Origin of the sequence: Streptomyces sp. NRRL F-5650 (assembly GCF_000721365.1) — a bacterium.
Lineage (GTDB): Bacteria > Actinomycetota > Actinomycetes > Streptomycetales > Streptomycetaceae > Streptomyces > Streptomyces ardesiacus.
Genome location: NZ_JOGV01000004.1, coordinates 14,953 through 36,524, shown reverse-complemented (window position 1 = coordinate 36,524; position 21,572 = coordinate 14,953). Strand labels below are relative to the sequence as shown.

The window sequence follows — 21,572 nt, the reverse complement described above, 5'->3', positions numbered from 1 at the left end:
GGGCCGTGTCCTCGGCGGTCGGGGTGCGGGGCGCCCGGGGGCACGCCGTACTCGCCGGCGAGGCGGGTGGCGACGCCGGGGGTGTCCTCGACGCCAGGGACGCCGTCCCGCTCCAGGAGCGGGTCGGTGCGCGAGGAGCGGGGATCGTGCCGCCGCGGGGCAGGGCGCCGCGGACGGCCGGGATGCCGAGCGGGACGGTGTCCCGTGATCCCCCGCCACCGTGGGCGGTTGAGGCCGCGGCCGCTGTCCCGCGCGGGTCACGCGTCGTCCAGGCCCCGCTCTATCGCGTACCGCACCAGCTCCACGCGGTTGTGCAACTGGAGCTTGCCCAGGGTGTTCTGGACGTGGTTCTGCACGGTGCGGTGGGAGATGACGAGGCGTTCGGCGATCTGCTTGTAGCTCAGGCCCTTGGCCACCAGGCGCAGCACCTCTGTCTCCCGGTCGGTGAGCCGGGGCGCGCCGGGGTCGTCGGTGCCGGCGGCGGGCGCGGGTTCGGAGGCGAGGCGGCGGTACTCGCCGAGGACCAGTCCGGCCAGCCCCGGGGTGAAGACCGGGTCGCCCGCGGCGGTGCGGCGCACCGCGTCCCGCAGGTCCTCGGTGGAGGCGGACTTCAGCAGGTAGCCGGTCGCGCCGGACTTCACCGCCTCCAGCACGTCGGCGTGCTCCCCGCTCGCCGAGAGCACCAGGACGCGCAGCTTCGGGTCGGCGCCGACGACCTCCTTGCAGACCTGGACGCCGGGCTTTCCGGGCAGGTTGAGGTCGAGCACCAGGACGTCGGGCGCGACGGCCGCGGCCCGGCGCACCGCCTGGTCGCCGTCGCCGGCGGTGGCGACGACGTCGAAGCCGGACTCGGCCAGGTCCCGGGCGACGGCGTCGCGCCACATCGGGTGGTCGTCGACCACCATCACCCTGACCGGGTCCCGCCGTCCGGGGTCCGGAGGTCCGGAGGTCTGTCGTTCAGTCATGGTCCGCTGCCTTCCCCCGTGCGGTGGTGCCGACGGTCTTCTTCGGTGCCCTCAGTTCGACTTCGGTGCCCTGTCCGGGCACCGAGACCAGTTCGGCGGTGCCGCCGAGGTCGCGGAGCCGGCCGCGGATCGACAGGGCCACGCCGAGCCGTCCCTCGCCCTCGGCCTCGGCGAGCCGCCCCTCCGGGATGCCGGGGCCCTCGTCGCGGACGGTGACGATCACCTCGTCCGGCTCGTCCTCGACCAGGATCCACGCGCGGGCCCGTTCGCCGACGTGCCGGCGGACGTTGTCCAGGGCGGCGCCCACGGCGGCGGCCAGCTCCCGCGCGGCACCGGGGGCGAGGAGCACCGGGGCGCCCGGCTCGGCGAGGTTGACCAGGGAGCCGGCGTACGGGGCGAGCAGGGCGCGCAGGTCGACGGGACCGTCCGGGTCCGCCGCCTCCGGTTCCTCCACCTCCCGTACGAGGGCGCCCTCGGCGGCGTCCTCCGACACGCGTGAGACGGGCACGAGGCCGCCGGAGACGAGGGTGCGCAGGGCCACCTCCTGCTCACCGGCGAGCCGGCCCAGCTCGGCCGCCTCGCCGCCGATGACGGCGCCCCGGCGCTGCACCATGGCCAGCACCTGCAGGACGCTGTCGTGGATGTCGCGGGCGAGCCGTTCGCGTTCCCTGGTCGCCGCCTCGATCTCCAGGGCGCGGGCGAGGGTGCGCTCGGAGGCGCGGGCGACCTCGACGACGTAGCCGATGGCGATGGAGGCGACCCAGACGAGGACGACGTTGTGGACGGTGTCGCGGGCCGGGGTGCCGCGTTCGACCAGGTTGGCGACGGCGACGAGGGTGGAGGCGACGGCGGCCCAGCGCCAGCCGCCCTTGACGGCGAAGGCCAGCACGGAACCCGCGGTCCATATCGACGGCAGGGTCGGCCCGCCGTCCAGGACGCGCTCGGGGGCGTCGGCGAGGGGCGTGAGCAGGATGCCGGTCAGGGCGATGGTGAGGTCGGCGGCGAGGAACCGCTTGGTGCAGCTCGCGGCGTTCTGGACCTTGGGCAGGGTGGCCAGGGTCCACACGAGGAGGAGGGCGTAGTAGGCGACGGCGAGCCAGGGGCGGGCGAAGCCGGAGTAGGCGGTGGCGAAGAAGCCGATCGCGTACAGCATGGTGAGCACGCGGTAGCCGGCGAGCGCGCGCCACAGCGGCAGCTCGACGGACATCCTCATGACTCTCTCGCGCCTGGCCATCTTCCCCTCCCCCCGGACACCCGGTGTTCCTGTCCCGCCTACGTGGCGGTCCGGTCCCGGCCGGCCTTGGCCGCCGCCCTGCCCGCTTCCTTCTCGGCCTTCGCCGCCTCCGCGAGCTGCCGCTTCATGGCGGTCGCGTACATGTCGACGTACTCCTGGCCGGAGAGCTTCATGATCTCGTACATGACCTCGTCGGTCACCGCGCGGAGCACGAAGCGGTCGTGCTCCATGCCCTGGTAGCGGGTGAAGTCGAGCGGGGTGCCGATGCGGATGCCCGGGCGCATCAGCTTCGGCATCACCTGACCGGGCGGCTGAATCTTCTCGGTGTCGATCATGGCGACCGGGATGACGGGCGCGCCGGTGGCCAGGGCCACGCGGGCCAGGCCGCCCGGCTTGCCGCGGTAGAGGCGGCCGTCCGGGGAGCGGGTGCCCTCGGGGTAGATGCCGAACAGCTCGCCGCGCTCCAGGACCTCTATGCCGCTCTTGATGGCGGCCTCCCCCGCGCCGCGCGCGCCGGAGCGGTCCACCGGGAGCTGGCCCACGCCCTTGAAGAAGGCGGCGGTCAGCCTGCCCTTGACCCCGGGGGTGTTGAAGTACTCGGCCTTGGCGATGAAGGTCACCTTGCGGTCGAGGACGGCGGGCAGGAAGAACGAGTCGGAGAACGACAGGTGGTTGCTCGCCAGAATGGCGGGGCCGTCGGCCGGGATGTGCTCCAGGCCCTCCACCCAGGGCCGGAAGGCGAGCTTCAGCGATCCCCCGACGGTGACCTTCATCGCGCCGTACAACAACCGAGTGCCTCCCGTGTGTGAGGTTCAGACCTTAACCCGGGCCGCCGTCAATGGCCCCGACGGCCCTGGTCGGTGTCAGTGCGGTCGCGTACGGTGAAAGACCCGCGAGTCCCCCTTGACGACAGGAGACCGAGACGTGCCGGTGCTGCCCGGAGCCGAGCCGTTCCGCCACGAGGGCGGGGAGACCGGCGTCCTCCTCTGCCACGGTTTCACCGGTTCCCCGCAGTCCCTGCGCCCCTGGGCCCGGTACCTGGCCGAGCGCGGTCTGACCGTGTCGCTGCCGCTGCTGCCCGGACACGGGACCCGCTGGGAGGACATGCAGGTCACCGGCTGGCAGGACTGGTACGCGGAGGTGGACCGCGAGCTGCGCGCCCTGCGCGGGCGCTGCGCGCGGGTCTTCGTGGCCGGCCTGTCCATGGGCGGCGCCCTCGCCCTGCGGCTCGCCGCGAAGCACGGCGACGCGGTGCGGGGCATCGTCCTCGTGAACCCGGCCAACCGGATGCACGGCGTCGCCCAGCATGCCCTGCCCGTCCTGCGCCACCTGGTGCCCGCCACGAAGGGCATCGCCAGCGACATCGCCAAGCCGCTCAGCACGGAGCTGGGGTACGACCGGGTGCCGCTGCACTCGGCGCACTCGCTGCGCTCCTTCTTCCGGCTGGCCGACGGCGACCTGCCGCAGGTGACCCAGCCGCTGCTGTTGCTGCGCAGCCCGCAGGACCACGTGGTGCCGCCGGCCGACTCGGCGCGGATCCTGGGCCGGGTGTCGTCGACGGACGTGACGGAGATCCTGCTGGAACAGAGCTACCACGTGGCGACGTTGGACCACGATGCGGACCGGATCTTCGCGGAGAGCGTCGCGTTCATCGGCCGGCTCGCACCCGGTTCCGTCGGGGAACCGGAGCCCGGTCTCGGCAAGGAAGGGACGGCCGCAGGTGACTGAGCACGACTCCGACCGTGAGGACCGCGAGGAGCGGGGCGTGGACCGGGAGCACCGCGAGGGGCGGGAGCGCGCGGCGGACGGCGGGCCCGGGGCGCAGGGCGCGCCCCTCGACGAGGGCGCCGCCTGGGAGGCGATCGTCGCTGGGTACGGGGAGGAGCCTCCGGACCCGCCGGGCACCAAGCCGTTCAAGTCGGTCGAGGACCTGGCGCTGCTCGAAACCGAGGTGAACGACGAGAAGCCCGCGGCGGAGCGACCCTCCTCCGACCGGCCGCTGGGCGGCTCCGTGGCGTTCGCGCCCGGTGTCGGCCCCCGCGACCACACGCTGGCCGAGCCCTCCGACGACGACTTCGACGCGGACGACGAGGGCCACTTCGTCCCGCCCGAGCCGCCGCCGCTGCCCGACGCGGACACCACGTCGAAGTTCGCCTGGCTGGGCGTGCTCGGCGGCCCGGTGCTGCTCCTGCTGGCGGTGGTGCTCGGCTGGGACATGACCTGGTGGCTGACGACCCTGAGCATCGGCGGCTTCCTCGGCGGCTTCGCCACCCTGGTCGTGCGGATGCGGACGGGCGACGAGGACGACGACGACCCGGGGCGCGGCGCGGTGGTGTAGCCCGCGGCCCCGGAGGCCGGGCCCTCGCACCCTGCCACAGTGCCTGGCCCTCGCCGCCTGCCACGGGGCCGGACGCTCGCGGCCGGCCGGTCAGCCGGTGGCCGCGGGCACGCGGAGGCCGGTCAGCCGGACGTGGCGCGCACGCAGAGGACAGCCAGCCGAACACAGCACGCACGCCCCGGGGCCATCAGCCGGACACAGCGCCCGCGCAGAAGACAGCCAGCCGGACGCCAGCACGCACACGCAGGACCGTCAGCCGGACACGGCTCGCACGCAGAAGACAGCCGGCCAGCCGGACACAACACGCACGCCCAGGACCGTCAGCCGGACACGGCGGGCACGCGGAGGGCGGTCAGCACCGGGAGGTGGTCCGTGGCCGCCCTCAGGTCGTCCTGCGCCACCCCGGGCAGCCCCGCCGGTACCCCGCAGCCCAGCACCTCGACGCCCTCGGTGACGAAGACCGCGTCGATACGGCGGTCCGGGGCGGCGGCCGGGAAGGTGTACTCGCCGCCCCAGGGCGCGGCGGTCCAGCAGTCGCGCAGCCCGTCGCCGAGCCGCCGGAAGGTACGGCCGCCGGGACGCTCGTTCAGGTCGCCGCCCGCCACGGCGTGCGTGACGCCGAGGGCGGTCAGGTGGTCGAGGAGCAGCCCGGCCTGCTCGTGGCGCTCGTCCGGCCGCAGCGACAGGTGGGCGCTGAGGACGCCGAGACGGGCCCCGCCGATCCGGACCACGGCGCTGGCAAGGCCCCTGCGGTGCTGGCCGGGGGTGAGCGGGAGCAGCACGTCCTCGGTGCGCTCCACGGTGGCCCGCAGGGAGCAGAGCAGCGCGGGGCCGGCCGCGGTGCCGCCGCCGGACAGGAGGACCAGGTCGCTCGCGGCGGCGAGGCGGGTGATCTTCTTGCGCCAGCGGAAGAAGCGCGGGGCCTCCTGGAGGAGGACGAGGTCCGGTGCGCAGGCCTTGATGACGCGGGTGAGGGCGTCGGTGTCGTCGCGCAGCGAACGGACGTTGTAGCTCAGGACGCGGATGACCGCGGAACCGTCGGGTTCGGTGCGGGAGTTGGGGAGCGCGGGAAGGGACGTTGCCATGCGGTCAATTTACGGGACCGCATGATCAGGCGCCTTGTGGGCCGGGGGCGGGAACGGCGGGCGACTGCCGGTCCCCCGTGGCTCGTCGCGCCCCCGGGGCGGAGCCCCGAACGGACTCCGCCCCGCGCCCTCCGGGTCGGGACGGTGCCCGCCGCTCGAAAGTCGGCCGTCACATGATCGGGTCGGGTTCCCTCGCCAGGTCGGCCGCGCCGACCAGCCCCGCCTTGTTGCCGAGTTGGGCGGCGACCACGTCGGCGACCGGGCGCCAGTTGCCGCCGACCAGCCAGCGCTTGTACGACTTGCGGATCGGGTCGAGGACCAGGTCGCCCTCGTCCGAGAGGCCGCCGCCGACGATGAAGGCGGACGGGTCGAAGAGCGAGGCCAGGTCGGCGAGGCCGGCGCCGGCCCAGCGGGCCAGTTCCCGGTAGGAGTCGACGGCGACCGGGCAGCCCTGCCGGGCGGCGACGGAGATGTGCTTGCCCTCGATGCCGTCGGGGGTGCCGTCACCCAGCGCGAGCAGCACCTCGGCGCGCTCGGGGGTGGCGTTGGCGCGCTGCTTGGCGTACCGCACCAGCGCCCGGCCCGACGCGTACTGCTCCCAGCAGCCCTGCGAGCCGCAGCCGCACAGCAGACCGTCGGGCACCATGCGGATGTGGCCGAACTCGGCGGCCACGCCGAAGTGACCGCGGCGCAGCTTGTTGCCGATGATGATGCCGCCGCCGAGGCCGGTGCCGAGGGTGATGCAGATGACGTTGCGGTGGCCCTTGCCGCCGCCGAACTTGTACTCGCCCCAGGCCGCGGCGTTGGCGTCGTTCTCCACGACGACGGGGAGGCCGACGCGCGCCTCGACCTTCTCCTTGAGCGGCTCCTGGCGCCAGTCGATGTTGGGCGCGAAGTAGACCGTGGAGCGCTGGCGGTTGACGTATCCGGCGGCACCGATACCGACGCCGACGATCTCGTGCCCCACGCGCGCGCCCTCGACCGCGGAGGCGATGGCGTCCACGATGGCCTCGGGTGTGGTGGGGGTCGGCACCTTGTGGGTCGAGAGGATGTTGCCTTCCTCGTCGACCACGCCGGCCGCGATCTTCGTGCCGCCGATGTCGACGCCGATGGTGAGTCCCATGAATCCCTCAGTTCGGTCGAGCCCCGCTAAGGGCAACCGTACCCGAGGCGGGGCTCAGTCCAGGTCGATGCGCTGTCCGGGACCGGTGCCCCCGTCGCCCTCGTCGCCCCCGTCGGTGCCGCCTTCGCCCTGGTCACGGGGGTCGCGCGGGTCCTTGGCCGGGGTGTCCCCCGTGGTCCAGCGGCGTTCCTGGTTCTGGACGGCGGAGCGGTAGGCGGCGAGGAGTTCACCGCCGGCGGCGGCGAGGTGGTCGAACACGTCCGGGTTGCGCTCGATGACCGGTTCGACGGCGGCCTTCGCCTGCTGGACGACCTGCCGGACCACCTGCTGGGCGGCGGGTCCGGCGACCTGGCCGAGCAGCGGGGCCTGGAGGCCGGACAGCTTGTCGGCGACGGTGTCGACGAGCCGTCGCAGTTCCTCGGCGGCGGAGCCGGGCGGCGGCCCGTACGCTGCACGGCGGCGGGCCTTCTCGGCCTCCAGGTCCTCGGCGCACGCCGTCGCCCAGGCGTCGGCGTCGGTCGCACGCGTCCCGTCGGCCGCGCGCGCCCCACCGGTCGCACGCGTCCCGTCGACCGTGTCGGCCTCGTCGGGGCGGGGTGCCTCGGACGGGGGGAGCTCTTCGCTCATGACGGACTCCTGACTACGGTTCGTCCTTACGACGTTACCCGAACGGAGGCGGCCCCGGCCGGGTCATCGTCCCCGCGGCCACAGCGCCGGGTCGGGCGCGAACCGCACCGCGAGCGCGCCCTCCCGCAGGGCGGCCCCGTCGACGGTGCAGCGGCGCAGCGCGGACGGCAGCGGAACGGTGCGGCGGAACGGCCCGGCGGCGACGACCAGTTCGTCCCCGCGGCGGATCAGGTCGAGCTCCTCGCGCACGGCGCCCGGCAGCGGGATGTGCCAGACCAGGACGCCGTCCTCGGCCAGCCGGTCGGTGACGGGCCACTCGACCGGGGAGGCGGCCGGGTTGACGCCGGGCACGCCGAGGGCGGCGAGGTCGTCCGTGCCGCGGGGGTCGCGGCCGAGGTGGGCGACGGCGCGGACGTCGTACGTCCCCTGCCACTCCGCCAGCGTCTTGCGCTGCTGGGCGAGGGGGCCGCCGAGCCAACTGTCCGCCGGGACGTCCTCGGGCAGGACGCGGTTGGCGACCAGCAGGTCGGTGCGCAGGCCGCGCAGGGCGAGGCCGAGGGCGGCGGCGCGGACGGCGTCGGCACCGGCCGGTCCTGGCTCGGCGACCAGCCGTACGGTGGTGTTCCGGTCGGCCAGGACGGCCTCGGCGGCGGCGAGTTCCAGGTCCCAGCGGGCGGTCGCCTCGTACAGCGCCTCGGCCGGCATGGGGACGCCCGCGAGCCGGCCGAGGACGGGGCGCAGGGCACGGGCGGCCTGCCGTTCGGGCGGGAGCAGGAGGCGCAGGGCGCGGCGCAGTTCCTCGGGCGCGGCGAGCAGGGCGAGGGCGCGGGGTGCGGGCGGCAGGTCGACGACGAGCAGGTCGTGCGCCTCGGCGAGGGCCGCCTCGCGCAGGGCGCGCAGCAGGGCGAGGTCGTCGGCGCCGGGGAGCGGGGTGAGTTCCTCGGGGTCGAGACGGGCGGCGCCGAGGAGGTCGAGGGCGGAGGCGGCGCGGTCCTGGAGGGCGGCGAGCGCGTCCCGGAAGCCCTGGGCGGCGTCGGGGCGCCAGGCGGTGAGGCCGGGTTCGACGGGGGTCGGCGCGGGCCCGGTGGGCACGCCGAGCGCGGCGCCGAGGGTGTCGTCGCGGTCGGTGCCGAGCAGGAGGGTGCGGGTGCCCTCGCGGGCGGCGGTGAGCGCGGTGGCGGCGGCGAGCGTGGTACGGCCGGTGCCGCCGGGGCCCGTGATCAGGAGGGTGCGCATGAGGGGGAACGGTACCGGTGCCTGGGCGGGGCCGGACGCGGGTGCGCTGCCCGGCGTCGCGCGGGTGCCTCCCTCCCGCCCGCTTCGCTCGCGCGGGAGGTGCCCCCGCCGCCCGTGCGCGCCGGCCTCGTCACCGCTGCCCGCGAACCGGCTAGGGCTGCTTCGACTCGACCCGCTTCTTCAGGCCGGCCAGGGCCCGGTCGATGATGACCTTCTCCGCCTTGCGCTTGATCATGCCGAGCATGGGGATCTTGACGTCCACCGTGAGCCGGTAGGTGACCTCCGTGCCCGTGCCCGCCGGGCGCAGCAGGTAGGAGCCGTCGAGGGAGCGCAGCATCTGGGACTTCACCAGCGTCCAGGAGACCTCGTGCTCGCCGGTCCAGGTGTAGCCCAGTGTCTGGTCGTCCTTGATCGCCCCGGCGTCCATGACGAGTCGGACCTGCTCGGCACGCCCCTGCGCGTCGGTCGCGAGGACCTGCGCCTCCTTCACCTCTCCCGTCCAGTCCGGGTAGCGCTCGAAGTCGGCGATCACCGCCATGACGTCGGCCGGGGCCGCCTCGATGGTGATGCTCGAGCTGGTGTGTTCCGCCATCGCCGTGGGTCCTCCGGATGCGGTCCGCTGCTGAGGTCGTCGTGCGCCGCCCGTCGCGCGCACGTGTGTGCCGCGTGCAGGCTATCGCGCACGGGGGCGGCCCATGCCACCACCCACCTGCGCAGGTCGGCCGCCCGCGCTCACCACTCCAGCACCCACGGCCGTCCCGTCGAGGCGAAGTGGCCGACGTTCACGCACTCGGTCGCCCCGACGCGCATCCGCCGGGCCAGCGGCTGGTGGACGTGCCCGAACAGGGCGTAGCGGGGACGGGTGCGGCGGATCGCGTCGAGCAGCGCGCGGCTGCCGCGTTCGAAGCGCCGGGCCACGGTGTCGTAGACGAGTTCCGGCACGTCCGGCGGGATGTGGGTGCACAGCACGTCCACCTCGCCGACGGCCTCGATCTTGGCGGCGTACTCCTCGTCGCCGATCTCGTACGGCGTGTTCATGGGGGTTTGCAGGCCGCCGCCGACGAAGCCGAAGACGCGGCCGCCGATCTCCACCCGTTCCCCGTCGAGGACGGTGGTGCCGGGGCGGGCGTACTCGGGCCACAGCGGGGGCACGTCGACGTTGCCGTAGGTGGCGTAGGTCGGGGTGGGGAACGCGGCGAACAGCTCGGCGTACTGCTTGCGCACCGCCCCCTCGATCAGCTCGCGCCGGTCCCCGTCGACGCCGGCCCACAGCCGCGCGCCGAACTCGCGGGCCTCGGCGAAGCGCCGGGCGGTGCGCAGCTCGACGATGCGGTCGGCGTTGGCCACGCCGAACAGGTCGGGGAAGATGCCGCGCGCGTGGTCGGCGTAGTCGAGGAAGAGGACCAGGTCCCCGAGGCAGATCAGGGCGTCGGCGCCCTCGCCGGCCCGGGCCAGGTCACGCGCGTTGCCGTGGACGTCGCTGACCACGTGGACGCGTGTGGTCGTGTTGCGGGGCGGTGTGGGTGCCATGGCGATCAAGCGTAGGCAGCGCGCGGCGGTTGTGAACAGTAGCGGTCGGACCTGCGGTTACTGGCTGGTCGGACGGCCCGTCGACTACTGTGCGCAAAGCAAACCCCATCCGTGTGACGCAGCGAACATCTCGCGGGGACCCCCTGTCGGAGGACGCATACCGGCGGGTAACGTCCGGGCAGTCCAGTCGTGCTCGGGATTTCACCATGTGAATCGCGCATGAGTTCTCCCGAGCACTTGCCCGAGCCTTGGACCGCACCGTCGCATCACACAGTGTCGTGGCGCCGGCGCCCTATGAGGAGCAGCAGTCTTGCGCGAGTTCAGCCTTCCGGCCTTGTACGAGGTCCCCGCGGACGGAAACCTGACCGACATCGTCCGCAGAAACGCCGCGCAGCATCCCGACGTCGCCGTCATCGCCCGCAAGGTGGGCGGCGCCTGGCAGGACGTGACCGCACGCGCCTTCCTCGCCGAGGTGCACTCCGCGGCCAAGGGCCTGCTCGCCTCCGGTGTCCAGCCGGGCGACCGGGTGGGTCTGATGTCCCGCACGCGCTACGAGTGGACCCTGCTGGACTTCGCCATCTGGAGCGCGGGCGCGATCACCGTGCCGGTGTACGAGACCAGCTCGCCGGAGCAGGTGCAGTGGATCCTCAGCGACTCGGGGGCCACCGCGTGCGTGGTGGAGTCGGCCGGGCACGCCGCGGTCGTCGAGTCGGTGCGCGACCGGCTGCCCGCCCTCAAGAACGTCTGGCAGATCGACGCGGGCGCCGTCGAGGACCTGGGGAAGCTGGGCCAGGACGTCACGGACCGGGCTGTCGAGGAGCGCGGCTCGATCGCGAAGGCCGACGACCCCGCGACCATCGTCTACACCTCCGGCACCACCGGCCGTCCCAAGGGCTGTGTCCTCACCCACCGCAGCTTCTTCGCCGAGTGCGGGAACGTGGTGGAACGGCTGCGTCCGCTCTTCCGCACCGGTGAGTGCTCGGTCCTCCTCTTCCTGCCCCTCGCGCACGTCTTCGGGCGTCTGGTCCAGGTCGCGCCGATGATCGCGCCGATCAAGCTGGGCTGCGTCCCCGACATCAAGAACCTCACCGACGAACTGGCCGCGTTCCGGCCCACGCTGATCCTCGGCGTCCCGCGCGTCTTCGAGAAGGTGTACAACTCGGCGCGCGCCAAGGCGCAGGCCGACGGCAAGGGCAGGATCTTCGACAAGGCCGCGGACACGGCGATCGCCTACAGCAAGGCCCTGGACACCCCGTCCGGTCCGTCCGTCGGACTGCGGCTCAGGCACCGGGTCTTCGACAAGCTCGTCTACGGCAAGCTCCGTACGGTCCTGGGCGGGCGCGGCGAGTACGCCATCTCCGGCGGCGCCCCGCTCGGCGAGCGGCTCGGCCACTTCTTCCGCGGCATCGGCTTCACGGTCCTGGAGGGCTACGGGCTGACCGAGTCCTGCGCGGCCACCGCCTTCAACCCCTGGGACCGGCAGAAGATCGGCACGGTCGGCCAGCCGCTGCCGGGCTCCGTGGTGCGCATCGCGGACGACGGCGAGGTGCTGCTGCACGGCGAGCACCTGTTCAAGGAGTACTGGAACAACCCGGGCGCGACCGCGGAGGCGCTGGCCGACGGCTGGTTCCACACCGGTGACATCGGCACCCTGGACGAGGACGGCTACCTGCGGATCACCGGCCGCAAGAAGGAGATCATCGTCACCGCCGGCGGCAAGAACGTCGCCCCCGCCGTCATGGAGGACCGCATCCGCGCGCACGCGCTGGTCGCGGAGTGCATGGTGGTCGGCGACGGACGGCCCTTCGTGGGCGCGCTGGTCACCCTCGACGAGGAGTTCCTGGGCCGCTGGTGTGCGGAGCACGGCAAGCCGGCCGGCTCGACGGCGATGTCGCTGCGGGAGGACCCGGAGCTGCTGGCGGCGGTCCAGGACGCGGTCGACGACGGGAACGCGGCGGTGTCGAAGGCGGAGTCGGTGCGCAGGTTCCGGGTGCTGGGGGCTCAGTTCACCGAGGAATCGGGGCACTTGACTCCGTCGTTGAAGCTGAAGCGGAATGTCGTCGCCAAGGACTACGCGGACGAGATCGAGGCGATCTACTCCAAGTAGGGGCGCCCGGCGGGGTGCCGGGTGGTTCGGTTCGTCGGCGGCTTCGCGTTCGTCGTGGCCTGTCGGGCCCAGCGCGGCGGAGCCGCACATGTCGCAGCCCCGCGCCCCTGGGTGTCCTCAGTCCCCGTGCCGCGAAGGCGGCCGTGTTACAGCAACGCCTTCAGGTGCTCCGCCAGCAGGTCCCAGCGCCACTTCTCCTCCACCCACGCCCGGCCCCGCTCGCCCATCCTCCGGCGCAGTTCCGGGTCTCCCAGGAGCGCGACGATGCGGTCGGCGGACTCCTCGGGGGCGTCGCCGCGGACCACCCAGCCCGTCTCGCCGTCGAGCACCGCGTCGGGGGCGCCGCCCGAGTCGCCCGCGACGACGGGGAGGCCGGTCGCCGAGGCCTCCAGGTAGACGATGCCGAGGCCCTCCACGTCGAGGCCGCCGCGGCGGGTGCGGCAGGGCATGGCGAAGACGTCGCCGGCGCCGTAGTGGGCGGGCAGCTCGGACCAGGGCACGGGGCCGGTGAAGTGGACGGAGCCGGCCACGCCGGTCTCGGCGGCGAGACGGCGCAGGTCCTCCTCGTAGGGGCCGCCGCCGACGAGCAGCAGGACCGCGTCCGGCTCGGCCGCGAGGACGCGGGGCAGGGCACGGATCAGGGTGTCCTGGCCCTTGCGCGGGACCAGCCGGGAGACGCAGACGACGACGGGGCGGTCGGTGAGGCCCAGGCGGGCGCGCACCTCGTCGCCGCCGGCGGCCGGGTGGAAGGTCTTCTCGTCGACGCCGGGCGGCAGTTGCACCATCCGCGCGGCGGCCTCCGGCGTGAGCGCGCCCGCGATGCGGGAGCGGGTGTACTCGCCGAGGTAGGTGAGCGTGTCCGTCGACTCCCCGATCCGGCGCAGCAGTCGGCGGGCGGCGGGCAACTGGGCCCAGCCCGCCTCGTGGCCGTGGGTGGTGGCGACCAGGCGTTCGGCGCCCGCCTTCCGCAGGGCCGGTGCCATCAGGCCGAGGGGTGCGGCGGCCCCGAACCACACGGAGGTGCAGCCGTGCTCGCGCAGCAGGCCCACCGCCCGCCGGGTCGCGCCCGGCGTCGGCAGCAGCATGGTCGTGCGGTCCCGTACGACGGTGAAGGGCTGCTCGGCGTCGAAGGCGGCGGTGGCCTCGGCGCCCTCGCGGCCGCGCTTCCAGGTGGAGGCGTAGACGACGAGCCGGTCGGGGTCCAGGCGCAGCGCCATGTTGTGCAGGAAGGCCTGGATGCCGCCCGGACGGGGCGGGAAGTCGTTCGTTACGATCAAGGTCTTGCGCACGCCGCCGACCCTACCGAACCGACCGCCGGGCGCCGGGGGGCGGCGGTCTCCTGTGGCACGCGCACAGGTGTCCGGGTCATCATGTCCGCACCGGCAGGCAGGGCGGGCACGGACGGGCAGGGAGCACGTGAAGACGATGGACGCGGGGCGGTCACCGGTGTGGCTGCTGTCGACCTGGGGCGCCTCGCGGCTGGTGCTGATGCTGCTGGTGCTGAAGGTGCTGGTCTCGCCCGGTCCGGACGTCACGAGCGACGTCTCCGTGATCTACCACGGCTGGTACGACGTCCTGCGCACCGGAACGTTTCCCCAGGACGACGTCACCTGGCAGTACCCGCCCGCCGCGGCCCTCGCGATCCTCTCCCCCGCCCTGCTGCCCTTCTTCTCGTACGCGACGGCGTTCTTCGTCCTGGTCTGCGTCACGGACGCGGCCGTCCTCGCGCTGCTGTGGCACGCGGGCCGGGGCGCGGGACGTTCGCGGCGCGGCGCGTGGGTGTGGGTGGTGGGCGTCCCGCTGCTCGGTCCGACGGTGTACGCCCGCTACGACGTGATGGTCACCGCCGTCGCGGTGGCCGCGCTGGTCCTCGCCGCGCGGCATCCCCGGGTGGCGGGCGGCCTGGCCGCGCTGGGGGCGCTGCTGAAGGTGTGGCCGGCGCTGGTGCTCCTCGGGATGCGGGGGCGCGCGCCGTGGGTGGCGGCGGTGCTCGGCGGGGCCGGGCTCGCCGCGGTGTTCGCCGTGTCGATGCCCGGGTCGTTCGCGTTCCTGGCCTTCCAGCGCGAGCGGGGGATCGAGGTGGAGTCGCTGGGTTCGCTGGTCTTCCACGTGGCCCGGCACTTCGGCTGGGAGGGCGGGGTGCTGCTGAACTACGGCTCGATGGAGTTCCTGGGTCCGCACGTGGGCACGGTGGGCACGGTCTCGCTGGGGCTGAGCGCGGTGGCGTTCGGCTGGCTGCTGCTGTGGCGGCTGGCGGCGGCGCGGCGGCCGGCCCGCCCGCGGTTCGCCGCGCACACGGCGGCGGACGCGGCCTTCGTGGCGGTGCTGATGTTCACGGTGACGAGCCGGGTGATCAGCCCGCAGTACCTGGTGTGGCTGATCGGCCTCGGGGCGGTCTGCCGGTGCTTCCGGGCGAGCCGGATGCGGGTGCCGGTCACCCTGGTGCTGGTGGCGAGCCTGGTGACGGTGCTGGAGTTCCCGCTGCTCTTCGGCGACGTGGTGACGAGCACCCCGCTCGGCATCGCACTGCTGTCCGTCCGCAACGGCCTGCTGGTCGCCGCGTCCGTCGTCGGTGCCCGTGCCCTGTGGCGGGACACGGTGCGGCGCGGGCGCCGGGTGCCGGCCGGGGAGTCCGGGCGGGTCAGCCGAGCCGCGTCCGCAGATACTCCCGCCAGCGCGCAGTGAAGTCCCCGAGGGTGGTCCCGAGCACGTCGTGCAGCGCGTCCTCGACGGCACCGGCGCGCTCGGCGTGCGCGCCCACGGAGCGGTAGAGGGCGTCGAGCCGGTCCTCGCCCCACTGCTCGGCGACCATCCGGCAGGCCAGCCAGCCGCCCTCGTACGCCCGGGCCAGTGCCCGGGCGTCGGCGGTGAAGCCGAAGTCCTCGTCGGCCGGCAGCCGCGCGGGCGGCTCGCCCCCGGCGACCGCCTCGGCCAGTTCGGGGGCGGCCTCGGCGGCGGTGCGGTGGCTCGTGCGGTACCCGACCCAGTCGGCGTACCCCTCGGAGAGCCACAGCGGGGTGGCGGAGGTGGTGTCGGCGCGGGTGGCGACGTGGGTCGTCTCGTGGGTGAGCACGACCTGCTTGCCGAGGTCGCCGAGGAGCCCGTACGCGTCCGGGTTGACGATGATCCGGTCCGCGGGGGCGCGCTCCCGGCCGCCCGTCTCCCCGGTGGTGACGGCGGCGATGCCCCGGTAGGAGGAGGCGGGTGAGCCGAGCAGGCCCGCCATGCCCTCCAGGGACCGGGGGACGACCACGACGACCCGGCTGGCCCAGTCGCCGTCCCAGGCGTCCGAGACGGCGGGCACGGCCCGGTCGGCGAGGCCGGCGAAGCGGCGCAGGGTGGCGGTGGGCTGCCCGACGCCGAGGACCAGGCTGTGCTTCCCGCGGACGACCTCGACCGGGCCCTGGTCCCAGGGCTGCTGGCCGGACTTCCCGGCGGGCCGGTCGGAGTCCACGGACCACTGTCCGCCGGCGCCGTCGCGGCTCAGCCGCATCGTGCGGCCGGTGGCGACGGCGCCCCGGTCGTAGCCGTCGACGCGGTAGCGCAGTTCGACGTCGGCGGTGGCCCGGTCGCCGGCGCGGTCCACCGCCCGCACCCGGTAGGTCCAGGCGGCCAGCGGGATCGCGCTCAGGTCGCCGAGACCGGCACCGGTGCCGGTGCGGGCGTAGGCGGCGGCGTCGTGGGCGAGGACGGCGGCCGCACGCCGGTCCAGGACCTGCTGGACCTCGGCCCGGTCGGACTCGGCGGCGCTCCGCCCGCCGCACCCCACGAGCCCGGCGGGCAGCAGGCACAGGACAGCCGCCAGTACCCCCGACACCCGCCTTCGCCCAGCCACCCGCCCGATCGTACGGGCGCCGGGCGTCGGACGGCACCGGCGGGGCGGGACGCGGCCCCAGGGCGCCGTGGGGTCACACCCTGGTGATCGAGGAGATCGGCATCATGCCGACCGGGTCGTAGCGCACCGGGGCGCCGGGGTGGGGGGCGTGGATCACCTGGCCGTTGCCGGCGTACATGGCGATGTGGCTGGCGTCGCTGCGGTAGGCGACCAGGTCGCCGGGGCGCGCCTCGGCCAGGGAGACGTGCCGCCCGGCGCCGGTCTGCGCCTGGGAGGTGCGCGGGATGCCGACGCCGGCCTGCGCGTACGCCCACTGGGTCAGGCCGGAGCAGTCGAAGCCGGAGGGGCCGTTGGCGCCCCACACGTAGGGCTTGCCGAGGGCGGAGCGGGCGGCGGCGAAGGCGGCCCCGGCCCGGCCGGAGGCGGGGGCGGCGGCACCGGCGAGGGCGGTCAGGTCCTCGCGGCCCGAGCGGGACCCGCGCTCGTAGGCGGCGCGTTCGTCGTCCGGGAGGGCGGCGAGCAGGGCGCGGGCCTTGGCGAGCTTGCGCTCCACGGTCCTCTTGTGGGCGGCGACGGCCTTGCGGCCCTTCTCCAGCTCGGTGAGCTTGGCGGCCGCCTCGGCACGGTCCTGGGCGAGGTCGCGCATGGCCTCCTGGAGCTGCTTCAGCTCACCCGCCTGGCGGGTGCCGATCCGGTCGAGCACGGAGGCCCGGTCGAGGTAGTCGTCCGGTTCGGCGGACAGCAGCAGCGCCAGCGACGGATCGATGCCGCCGGAGCGGTACTGGGCGCCGGCCAGCGAACCGAGCGCGTCCCGCATGGTGTTGACGCGCTCCTGCTTGCGGGCGATGGAGTCCTGCGCGGTCGTGACCTCCTCCCGCAGCACCTCGGTGCGCGCGTCGGCCTTGTTGTAGGCCTCGGTCGCCCGCTCCGCCTCGGTGTGGAGCCGGTCCACCTCCGCCCGCCGGTCGTCGTGCGGGGCGGCGGCGGCCGGTACGGCGCCCAGGAGGGCGGCGGCCACGGAGAGCAGGCCGACGGCGGCGGTGGAGCCGCGGTCGAACCCGGACGGTGCAAGGCGGCGATGGTACCCCACGGGAAGCCGCACTCCTTCCGCTGGCGGACGGGGAAACGCGGCAGACAGTAACCCCACGGCGGGGCACCGGCCAACGACCTCGGGCCCCGCGCAGCACGACGCCCCGCCGCTGACGCAGGTCACCGGCGGGGCGGGGGGTCACAGGGCCCGCACGAGATTCGCCCGAACGGGCGCTGCGGGAGGGGTGACGTCGTGGGCTTTGGGGCCTCGGCGCCCGGGGCCCGGGGTCAGACCCGGACGCCGAACATGAACGGACCGCCGATGGTGCTCATCGACTCGTAGCGGACGTTCGTGCCGGTGCGCGGGGCGTGCAGGACCTGGCCGTTGCCGGCGTAGAGGCCGACGTGGTGCAGGTCGTTGAAGAAGAAGACGAGGTCGCCGACCTGGAGCTGGCTCATCGAGGAGATGCGGGTGCCGTAGTTGGCCTGCGCCTGGGAGGTGCGCGGGATGCCGACGCCGGCCTGCGCGTACGCCCAGGAGGTCAGGCCCGAGCAGTCGAAGGAGGACGGGCCGGTGGCGCCGTAGACGTACGGCGTGCCTATCTTGCCCTGGGCGGCGGCGAAGGCGGCGCCCGCGCGGCCGGAGGCGGGGGTGGACTTGCCGCCGGTGAGGACCTGGCGCTCGCTGGTGCGGTTGGCGCGCTGCTCCTCCTGCTGGAGGGCCGCCTTCTCCTGCGCGGTGAGGGTGTTGAGCAGCTTCTGCGCGGAGGAGAGCTTGCCCTGGACTTCCTTCTTCTTCTTGCCCAGTTCGGTGCGGGTGGAGGAGAGGTCCTTGAGCTTCTTGGAGGCCTCGGAGCGCTGCTGGGCGAGGTCGCGCTGCTTCTCCTGGATCTTCTTCAGCGCCTCGACCTGCTGGCCGCTGAGCTGGTCGAGGGTGGACGCCTTGTCCAGGTAGTTGTCCGGGTCGGCGGACAGGAAGAGCTGGAGGGAGGGGTCGATGCCGCCGGAGCGGTACTGGGCGCTGGCCATCGAACCGAGGCCGTCGCGCAGCTCGTTGAGCTCCTCCTGGCCGCGGGCGACGTTGTCCTGGAGGGTGGAGATCTCCTTCTGGAGCTTCTCCTGCTTCTCCTTGGCGCCGTTGTACTTCTCGGTGGCCTGCTCGGCCTCCTCGTAGAGCTTGTCGACCTTCGCCTTGACCTCGTCCTTGCTCGGCTTCTCGCTCGGGGCCGCGTTGGCGGCCTGGGAGCTGAGAGCGACGGCGGCGGCGGCAGCGGTGGTGAGCACGGTCACGCGCGTGCGGCTCGGCTGCTTGGGACGACGGTGGGACGCCACGGAGACGAGCTCCTTCTTGAGAGGGATCACCCGTTCGAGGGTTCGAAGGGTGACCCTAGTGACCCACTCGTGATCAGTTCAAATCCTCCGCCGAAAAATCACGGTTACGCACCGCGTTATTCGCCACAACTCACCTGCAGTGACGCTCACCTGACACTACGTTGCGTGACGGTTCCGTCAATTCGGGCATAGAGCGCCTACGTTGCGCTTGGTGCGGAAGTGAATGAGGGGCTAGGAAAGCCGCTTGAGGAGCACCGCGGACGCCACCGGGCGCGCGCCGGCGCGCGCGACGCCGTCGGCGACCTCGCGGTCGGTGGAGACGACGATGACCGGCCGGCCCGGCGGCTCGGCCCGCACGAGCTGGCGGATCAGCTCGTCGGCGGTGACCCCGGGCTTGGAGAACAGCACCCGCACCCCGCGCGGCGGCGCGAGCAGCACCGGCGCGACGAGTTCGGCCCCGTCGAAGACGCAGGTCGTCTCGGCGCCGGTCTGCGCCGCCAACTGGGAGAGCTGGCCGAGCAGCCGCAGCCGCTGCTTCTCCAACGGCATCTGCGGATAGCCGGTCTTGGTGACGTTGTAGCCGTCGACGACCAGATGGGCCTGGGGCAGCGCCAGCAACTGGTCCAGGATCGCCGGGTCGCTCTCGGACAGGGCGCGGTGGGCGATGTCCTTGGGCGTCATCCGGCCGGGCTCGACCGCGTCCACGGTCTCCGCGGGCCGCACGGACACCGGGGGCAGCGCCAGCTCGCGGCGCAGGCCCTGGGTGGCGTCGAGGAGGGTGTCGAGCAGGAGGCGTACGCGCATGTCCTCGACGCTGCGGCCCTCGCGGGCGGCCTTGCGGCTGGCCTCCAGGGCGGCTTCCGTCTCTCCGAGGCGGGCCTTGAGCCGGCGGGTCTCGCTCTCGGCCGCGGACACCTGGGCGTGCGCCTCGGAGCGGACGGCGTCCGTCTCGGCCCGGAGTTTGCGCAGCGCCGCCTCGCCGCGTCTGACGTCGCTGAGGGCGGAGCGCAGCTTGCGGTGCAGCGACTCGGCCTCCCGCTTCGCCGCGTCCAGCTCGGCGCGCAGCCGCTCGGTCTCGGCCTTGGTGTGCTCCCGGGCCCGGGCCAGCTCCTCGTGCAGCCGCTCCAGCTCCGCACGGCTCTCCTCGCCCGCGCGCTCGGCGTCCGCGCGCTGCGCCTCCTCCCCGGCGGCGGTCACGAGCTTCACCCAGCCGTGCGGGCGCAGCACGTAGGCTGCGGCGGCCACGTCCAGGGGGTCGGCGGCCGGGAGCGCGGACCCGGCCTCCAGGGCGCCGGCCAGTTCCGGCTGGGCGTCGCGGAGCTTCTCGCCGATGCGCTGGCGGAAGAGCGGGTCGGTCTCGACGGCGGCGGCCATGGCGTTGCCTGCGAACTTCGCCCGGCGGTTGGGGGCGAACCTGGCGTACTGCCTGAGCTGTGCGGGCAGCTCGCCGAGGGTGAGCGAGCCGAAGCCGTCGGACACGATCTGCACGACCCGGCGGCGCACGCCGTCGGGCAGCGGGCGGTCGAGCACCTCAGCGGCGCCGTCGCCCGGCCCCCCGCCGTGTGTCTCCACCATCCGTCACCCCAATGTCTCAGGGCGATCCCGGACCGGGACCGCCTTGTGCGGGGCCGCTCCGCTCAGGAGGCGGCATCCGGCCTGTCCACGAGTTCCACCTGGTCCACGGCGTTGCACCAGCGGCAGCGCACCGACTCGATGGTCTCACTGAGCACCTCGCGCTCCTCCACCGTCGGCTCGCCGGCCAGATCGAGGTGCACGTACTCGACGACCTTCGAGGCCCGGGTCACGTCGAAGCGGGTGAGGTTGCCGCAGAGGGTGCAGCGCCACCGCGTCGTGTCGGTCGGCAGGGGAACCGTCATCGTGGCTGTTCACTCTCTTCCAGTGTCGGTGACGCGCCGGGCCGCCCCCGGTGCGTGTGGCACGTAACCCTACGGCCTGGCGGGTGCCCGACGCCCGCGTGTCCACGGCGGCGAGGCACTATGGCCCGTTGCGCCCGTTACGTCATGATTCATGTTCATGATCCGCAACTGGAGCACGACGGCCCGCAGAACAGCCGCGGCGGTCGGGAGGCTCGTCCGCCCCGCACCGGCCCGGCGCCGGGCGGCCCCGGTGACGTACACGCTGATCACCCTCTGCTGCCTGCTGTTCCTGCTCAGCCCGGCGGCCGGCCTCAATCCGGTGTACGGCACCGGGGAGGAACTGCTGGCGGCGCAGCGCGCCTACTTCCGGCGCTGGGGCGTGATCCCCGCAGAACTGTTCGAGGACTCCCCCGGGTCGGCGCTCACCCCGGCCACGGCGCTGTTCGTCCACGGCGGCTGGGTGCACCTGCTGGGCAACATGCTCTTCCTCTACGTCTTCGGCGCGATGACCGAGGAGCGGATGGGCCGGCTCCAGTTCGCCCTGTTCTACCTCGGCTGCGGCTACCTGGCCCTGGTGGGCTACGCGGGCGCCAACGCCCACTCCCAGGAGTCCCTGGTCGGCGCCTCGGGGGCGATCTCCGCGGTGCTCGGCGCGTTCCTGTTCCTCTTCCCGCGGGCCCGCGTGACCAGCCTCCTGCCCTTCCTGTTCTTCCTGCCGCTGCGCTTCCCGGCGTGGATCGTGCTGCCGTTCTGGGTGACCCTGCAGTGGATGGCGGCCGGACGGGCCGGCGACGGCCCGGGGGTGGCCTACCTCGCCCACCTGGTGGGCTTCGGGCTGGGCTTCACCTTCGCCTGGGTGCGATTCGGGCGTACGACTAGAGTGAAGGGCGTTCCAGTGGCGGCGCCCGAGGGAGAGAACCAGCCGTGATCAGCGCGATCGTCCTCATCAAGACCAGCGTGGACCGCATCCCCGAGATCGCGGAGCAGATCGCCGCGCTGGAGAGCGTCAGCGAGGTCTTCTCCGTCACCGGCACCTACGACCTGATCGCCATGGTGCGGGTGAGCCGGCACGAGGACCTGGCCGAGGTGATCCCCGGCCGGATCAGCAAGATCCCGGGCGTGGAGGGCACGGACACCCACGTGGCGTTCCGCACGTACTCCCAGCACGACCTGGAAGCGGCCTTCGCCATCGGCCTGGACAACTGAGACGCCGGCGAGTGGGAAGCTCGCGGTTCTGCCGCGCGGGCCCTACCG

General features: G+C 73.9%; 21 protein-coding genes. 6 read left to right on the top strand and 15 right to left on the bottom strand.

What is annotated here, in order from left to right; translation table 11 throughout:
* Positions 1 to 257: 257 nt before the first annotated feature.
* From IG88_RS0106080 to IG88_RS0106070, 3 genes are read right to left on the bottom strand one after another with little or no spacing between them, the layout of a single operon-like run.
* The gene (locus IG88_RS0106080) at positions 258 to 965 is read right to left on the bottom strand and encodes a response regulator (protein ID WP_031035815.1); all 708 of its coding nucleotides are present in this window, start codon (positions 963 to 965) and stop codon (positions 258 to 260) included.
* Positions 958 to 2,199 carry a MacS family sensor histidine kinase gene (macS, locus tag IG88_RS0106075; RefSeq protein ID WP_031035813.1) on the bottom strand — a complete coding sequence of 414 codons (1,242 nt, stop codon included), beginning with the start codon at positions 2,197 to 2,199 and terminating at the stop codon, positions 958 to 960. Before macS ends, IG88_RS0106080 begins: the two co-directional genes overlap by 8 nt.
* Before the next feature lie 38 nt (positions 2,200 to 2,237).
* Positions 2,238 to 2,972, bottom strand: coding sequence for a lysophospholipid acyltransferase family protein (locus IG88_RS0106070; protein WP_051851785.1), 735 nt, complete (start codon positions 2,970 to 2,972; stop codon positions 2,238 to 2,240).
* Positions 2,973 to 3,123: 151 nt separating this feature from the next.
* On the opposite strand from IG88_RS0106070, the gene IG88_RS0106065 reads away from it, so the two are divergent.
* A complete protein-coding gene (locus tag IG88_RS0106065) occupies positions 3,124 to 3,927 on the top strand; it encodes an alpha/beta hydrolase (RefSeq protein ID WP_031035809.1) in 804 nt (267 codons plus the stop codon).
* Positions 3,920 to 4,537, top strand: coding sequence for a hypothetical protein (locus IG88_RS0106060; RefSeq protein WP_031035807.1), 618 nt, complete (start codon positions 3,920 to 3,922; stop codon positions 4,535 to 4,537). The genes IG88_RS0106065 and IG88_RS0106060 overlap by 8 nt, the downstream gene beginning before the upstream one ends.
* A gap of 320 nt (positions 4,538 to 4,857) precedes the next feature.
* Here IG88_RS0106060 and IG88_RS0106055 read toward each other — a convergent pair whose 3' ends face one another.
* The 6 genes from IG88_RS0106055 to IG88_RS0106030 all read right to left on the bottom strand — a co-directional run bounded on the left by IG88_RS0106055 (position 4,858) and on the right by IG88_RS0106030 (position 10,138).
* On the bottom strand, positions 4,858 to 5,622 hold the full coding sequence (locus IG88_RS0106055; protein ID WP_031035805.1) for an endonuclease/exonuclease/phosphatase family protein: 765 nt from the start codon (positions 5,620 to 5,622) through the stop codon (positions 4,858 to 4,860).
* A gap of 169 nt (positions 5,623 to 5,791) precedes the next feature.
* Entirely contained in the window at positions 5,792 to 6,745 is a 954-nt protein-coding gene (locus IG88_RS0106050) for an ROK family glucokinase (RefSeq protein ID WP_031035803.1), read from the bottom strand.
* A 54-nt stretch (positions 6,746 to 6,799) separates the two neighbouring features.
* Complete coding sequence (locus IG88_RS0106045; RefSeq protein WP_031035801.1) at positions 6,800 to 7,372, bottom strand: DUF5304 domain-containing protein; 573 nt, start codon at positions 7,370 to 7,372, stop codon at positions 6,800 to 6,802.
* Positions 7,373 to 7,435: 63 nt separating this feature from the next.
* The gene (locus IG88_RS0106040) at positions 7,436 to 8,608 is read right to left on the bottom strand and encodes an ArsA-related P-loop ATPase (RefSeq protein ID WP_031035799.1); all 1,173 of its coding nucleotides are present in this window, start codon (positions 8,606 to 8,608) and stop codon (positions 7,436 to 7,438) included.
* A gap of 151 nt (positions 8,609 to 8,759) precedes the next feature.
* Positions 8,760 to 9,200 (bottom strand): SRPBCC family protein, encoded by a 441-nt coding sequence (locus tag IG88_RS0106035; protein ID WP_031035797.1) that lies wholly within the window; start codon positions 9,198 to 9,200, stop codon positions 8,760 to 8,762.
* Between the two features lie 140 nt (positions 9,201 to 9,340).
* Positions 9,341 to 10,138 carry a metallophosphoesterase family protein gene (locus IG88_RS0106030; RefSeq protein WP_063760582.1) on the bottom strand — a complete coding sequence of 266 codons (798 nt, stop codon included), beginning with the start codon at positions 10,136 to 10,138 and terminating at the stop codon, positions 9,341 to 9,343.
* Positions 10,139 to 10,448: 310 nt separating this feature from the next.
* Here IG88_RS0106030 and IG88_RS0106025 point away from each other — a divergent pair, with 310 nt between their 5' ends.
* Positions 10,449 to 12,245 (top strand): AMP-dependent synthetase/ligase, encoded by a 1,797-nt coding sequence (locus IG88_RS0106025; RefSeq protein ID WP_031035792.1) that lies wholly within the window; start codon positions 10,449 to 10,451, stop codon positions 12,243 to 12,245.
* Positions 12,246 to 12,391: 146 nt separating this feature from the next.
* On the opposite strand, the gene IG88_RS0106020 is transcribed toward IG88_RS0106025, so the two are convergent.
* Complete coding sequence (locus IG88_RS0106020; RefSeq protein WP_031035791.1) at positions 12,392 to 13,534, bottom strand: glycosyltransferase family 4 protein; 1,143 nt, start codon at positions 13,532 to 13,534, stop codon at positions 12,392 to 12,394.
* A gap of 127 nt (positions 13,535 to 13,661) precedes the next feature.
* Between IG88_RS0106020 and IG88_RS0106015 the strand changes: the two genes are divergently transcribed.
* On the top strand, positions 13,662 to 14,930 hold the full coding sequence (locus IG88_RS0106015) for a glycosyltransferase 87 family protein (protein WP_031035788.1): 1,269 nt from the start codon (positions 13,662 to 13,664) through the stop codon (positions 14,928 to 14,930).
* Here the strand turns inward: IG88_RS0106015 and IG88_RS0106010 are convergent.
* From IG88_RS0106010 to IG88_RS0105990, 5 genes are all read right to left on the bottom strand, one after another.
* Entirely contained in the window at positions 14,887 to 16,080 is a 1,194-nt protein-coding gene (locus IG88_RS0106010) for a hypothetical protein (protein WP_051851784.1), read from the bottom strand. The genes IG88_RS0106015 and IG88_RS0106010 overlap by 44 nt on opposite strands.
* Positions 16,081 to 16,153: 73 nt before the next feature.
* The gene (locus tag IG88_RS0106005; protein ID WP_031035785.1) at positions 16,154 to 17,170 is read right to left on the bottom strand and encodes a C40 family peptidase; all 1,017 of its coding nucleotides are present in this window, start codon (positions 17,168 to 17,170) and stop codon (positions 16,154 to 16,156) included.
* Positions 17,171 to 17,397: 227 nt separating this feature from the next.
* On the bottom strand, positions 17,398 to 18,441 hold the full coding sequence (locus IG88_RS0106000; protein ID WP_031035783.1) for a C40 family peptidase: 1,044 nt from the start codon (positions 18,439 to 18,441) through the stop codon (positions 17,398 to 17,400).
* A gap of 231 nt (positions 18,442 to 18,672) precedes the next feature.
* Positions 18,673 to 20,016 (bottom strand): NYN domain-containing protein, encoded by a 1,344-nt coding sequence (locus tag IG88_RS0105995; RefSeq protein ID WP_031035781.1) that lies wholly within the window; start codon positions 20,014 to 20,016, stop codon positions 18,673 to 18,675.
* A 62-nt stretch (positions 20,017 to 20,078) separates the two neighbouring features.
* Positions 20,079 to 20,318: a hypothetical protein gene (locus IG88_RS0105990; RefSeq protein ID WP_030402115.1), complete on the bottom strand. Its 240-nt coding sequence runs from the start codon at positions 20,316 to 20,318 to the stop codon at positions 20,079 to 20,081.
* A 157-nt stretch (positions 20,319 to 20,475) separates the two neighbouring features.
* Between IG88_RS0105990 and IG88_RS0105985 the strand changes: the two genes are divergently transcribed.
* A complete protein-coding gene (locus IG88_RS0105985) occupies positions 20,476 to 21,246 on the top strand; it encodes a rhomboid family intramembrane serine protease (RefSeq protein WP_031035779.1) in 771 nt (256 codons plus the stop codon).
* The gene (locus IG88_RS0105980; protein ID WP_031035777.1) at positions 21,243 to 21,524 is read left to right on the top strand and encodes an Lrp/AsnC family transcriptional regulator; all 282 of its coding nucleotides are present in this window, start codon (positions 21,243 to 21,245) and stop codon (positions 21,522 to 21,524) included. The genes IG88_RS0105985 and IG88_RS0105980 overlap by 4 nt, the downstream gene beginning before the upstream one ends.
* The last annotated feature ends 48 nt before the right edge of the window (positions 21,525 to 21,572 follow it).

Bases quoted from the DNA above. Each gene is read 5' to 3' on its own strand.
- IG88_RS0106030 (WP_063760582.1), bottom strand. From the start codon at position 10,138: ATGGCACCCACACCGCCCCGCAACACGACCACACGCGTCCACGTGGTC.
- IG88_RS0106045 (WP_031035801.1), bottom strand. From the start codon at position 7,372: ATGAGCGAAGAGCTCCCCCCGTCCGAGGCACCCCGCCCCGACGAGGCC.
- IG88_RS0105985 (WP_031035779.1), top strand. From the start codon at position 20,476: ATGATCCGCAACTGGAGCACGACGGCCCGCAGAACAGCCGCGGCGGTC.
- IG88_RS0105990 (WP_030402115.1), bottom strand. From the start codon at position 20,318: ATGACGGTTCCCCTGCCGACCGACACGACGCGGTGGCGCTGCACCCTC.
- IG88_RS0106055 (WP_031035805.1), bottom strand. From the start codon at position 5,622: ATGGCAACGTCCCTTCCCGCGCTCCCCAACTCCCGCACCGAACCCGAC.
- IG88_RS0105995 (WP_031035781.1), bottom strand. From the start codon at position 20,016: ATGGTGGAGACACACGGCGGGGGGCCGGGCGACGGCGCCGCTGAGGTG.
- IG88_RS0106070 (WP_051851785.1), bottom strand. From the start codon at position 2,972: ATGAAGGTCACCGTCGGGGGATCGCTGAAGCTCGCCTTCCGGCCCTGG.
- IG88_RS0106035 (WP_031035797.1), bottom strand. From the start codon at position 9,200: ATGGCGGAACACACCAGCTCGAGCATCACCATCGAGGCGGCCCCGGCC.
- macS (WP_031035813.1), bottom strand. From the start codon at position 2,199: ATGGCCAGGCGCGAGAGAGTCATGAGGATGTCCGTCGAGCTGCCGCTG.
- IG88_RS0106080 (WP_031035815.1), bottom strand. From the start codon at position 965: ATGACTGAACGACAGACCTCCGGACCTCCGGACCCCGGACGGCGGGAC.
- IG88_RS0106050 (WP_031035803.1), bottom strand. From the start codon at position 6,745: ATGGGACTCACCATCGGCGTCGACATCGGCGGCACGAAGATCGCGGCC.
- IG88_RS0106040 (WP_031035799.1), bottom strand. From the start codon at position 8,608: ATGCGCACCCTCCTGATCACGGGCCCCGGCGGCACCGGCCGTACCACG.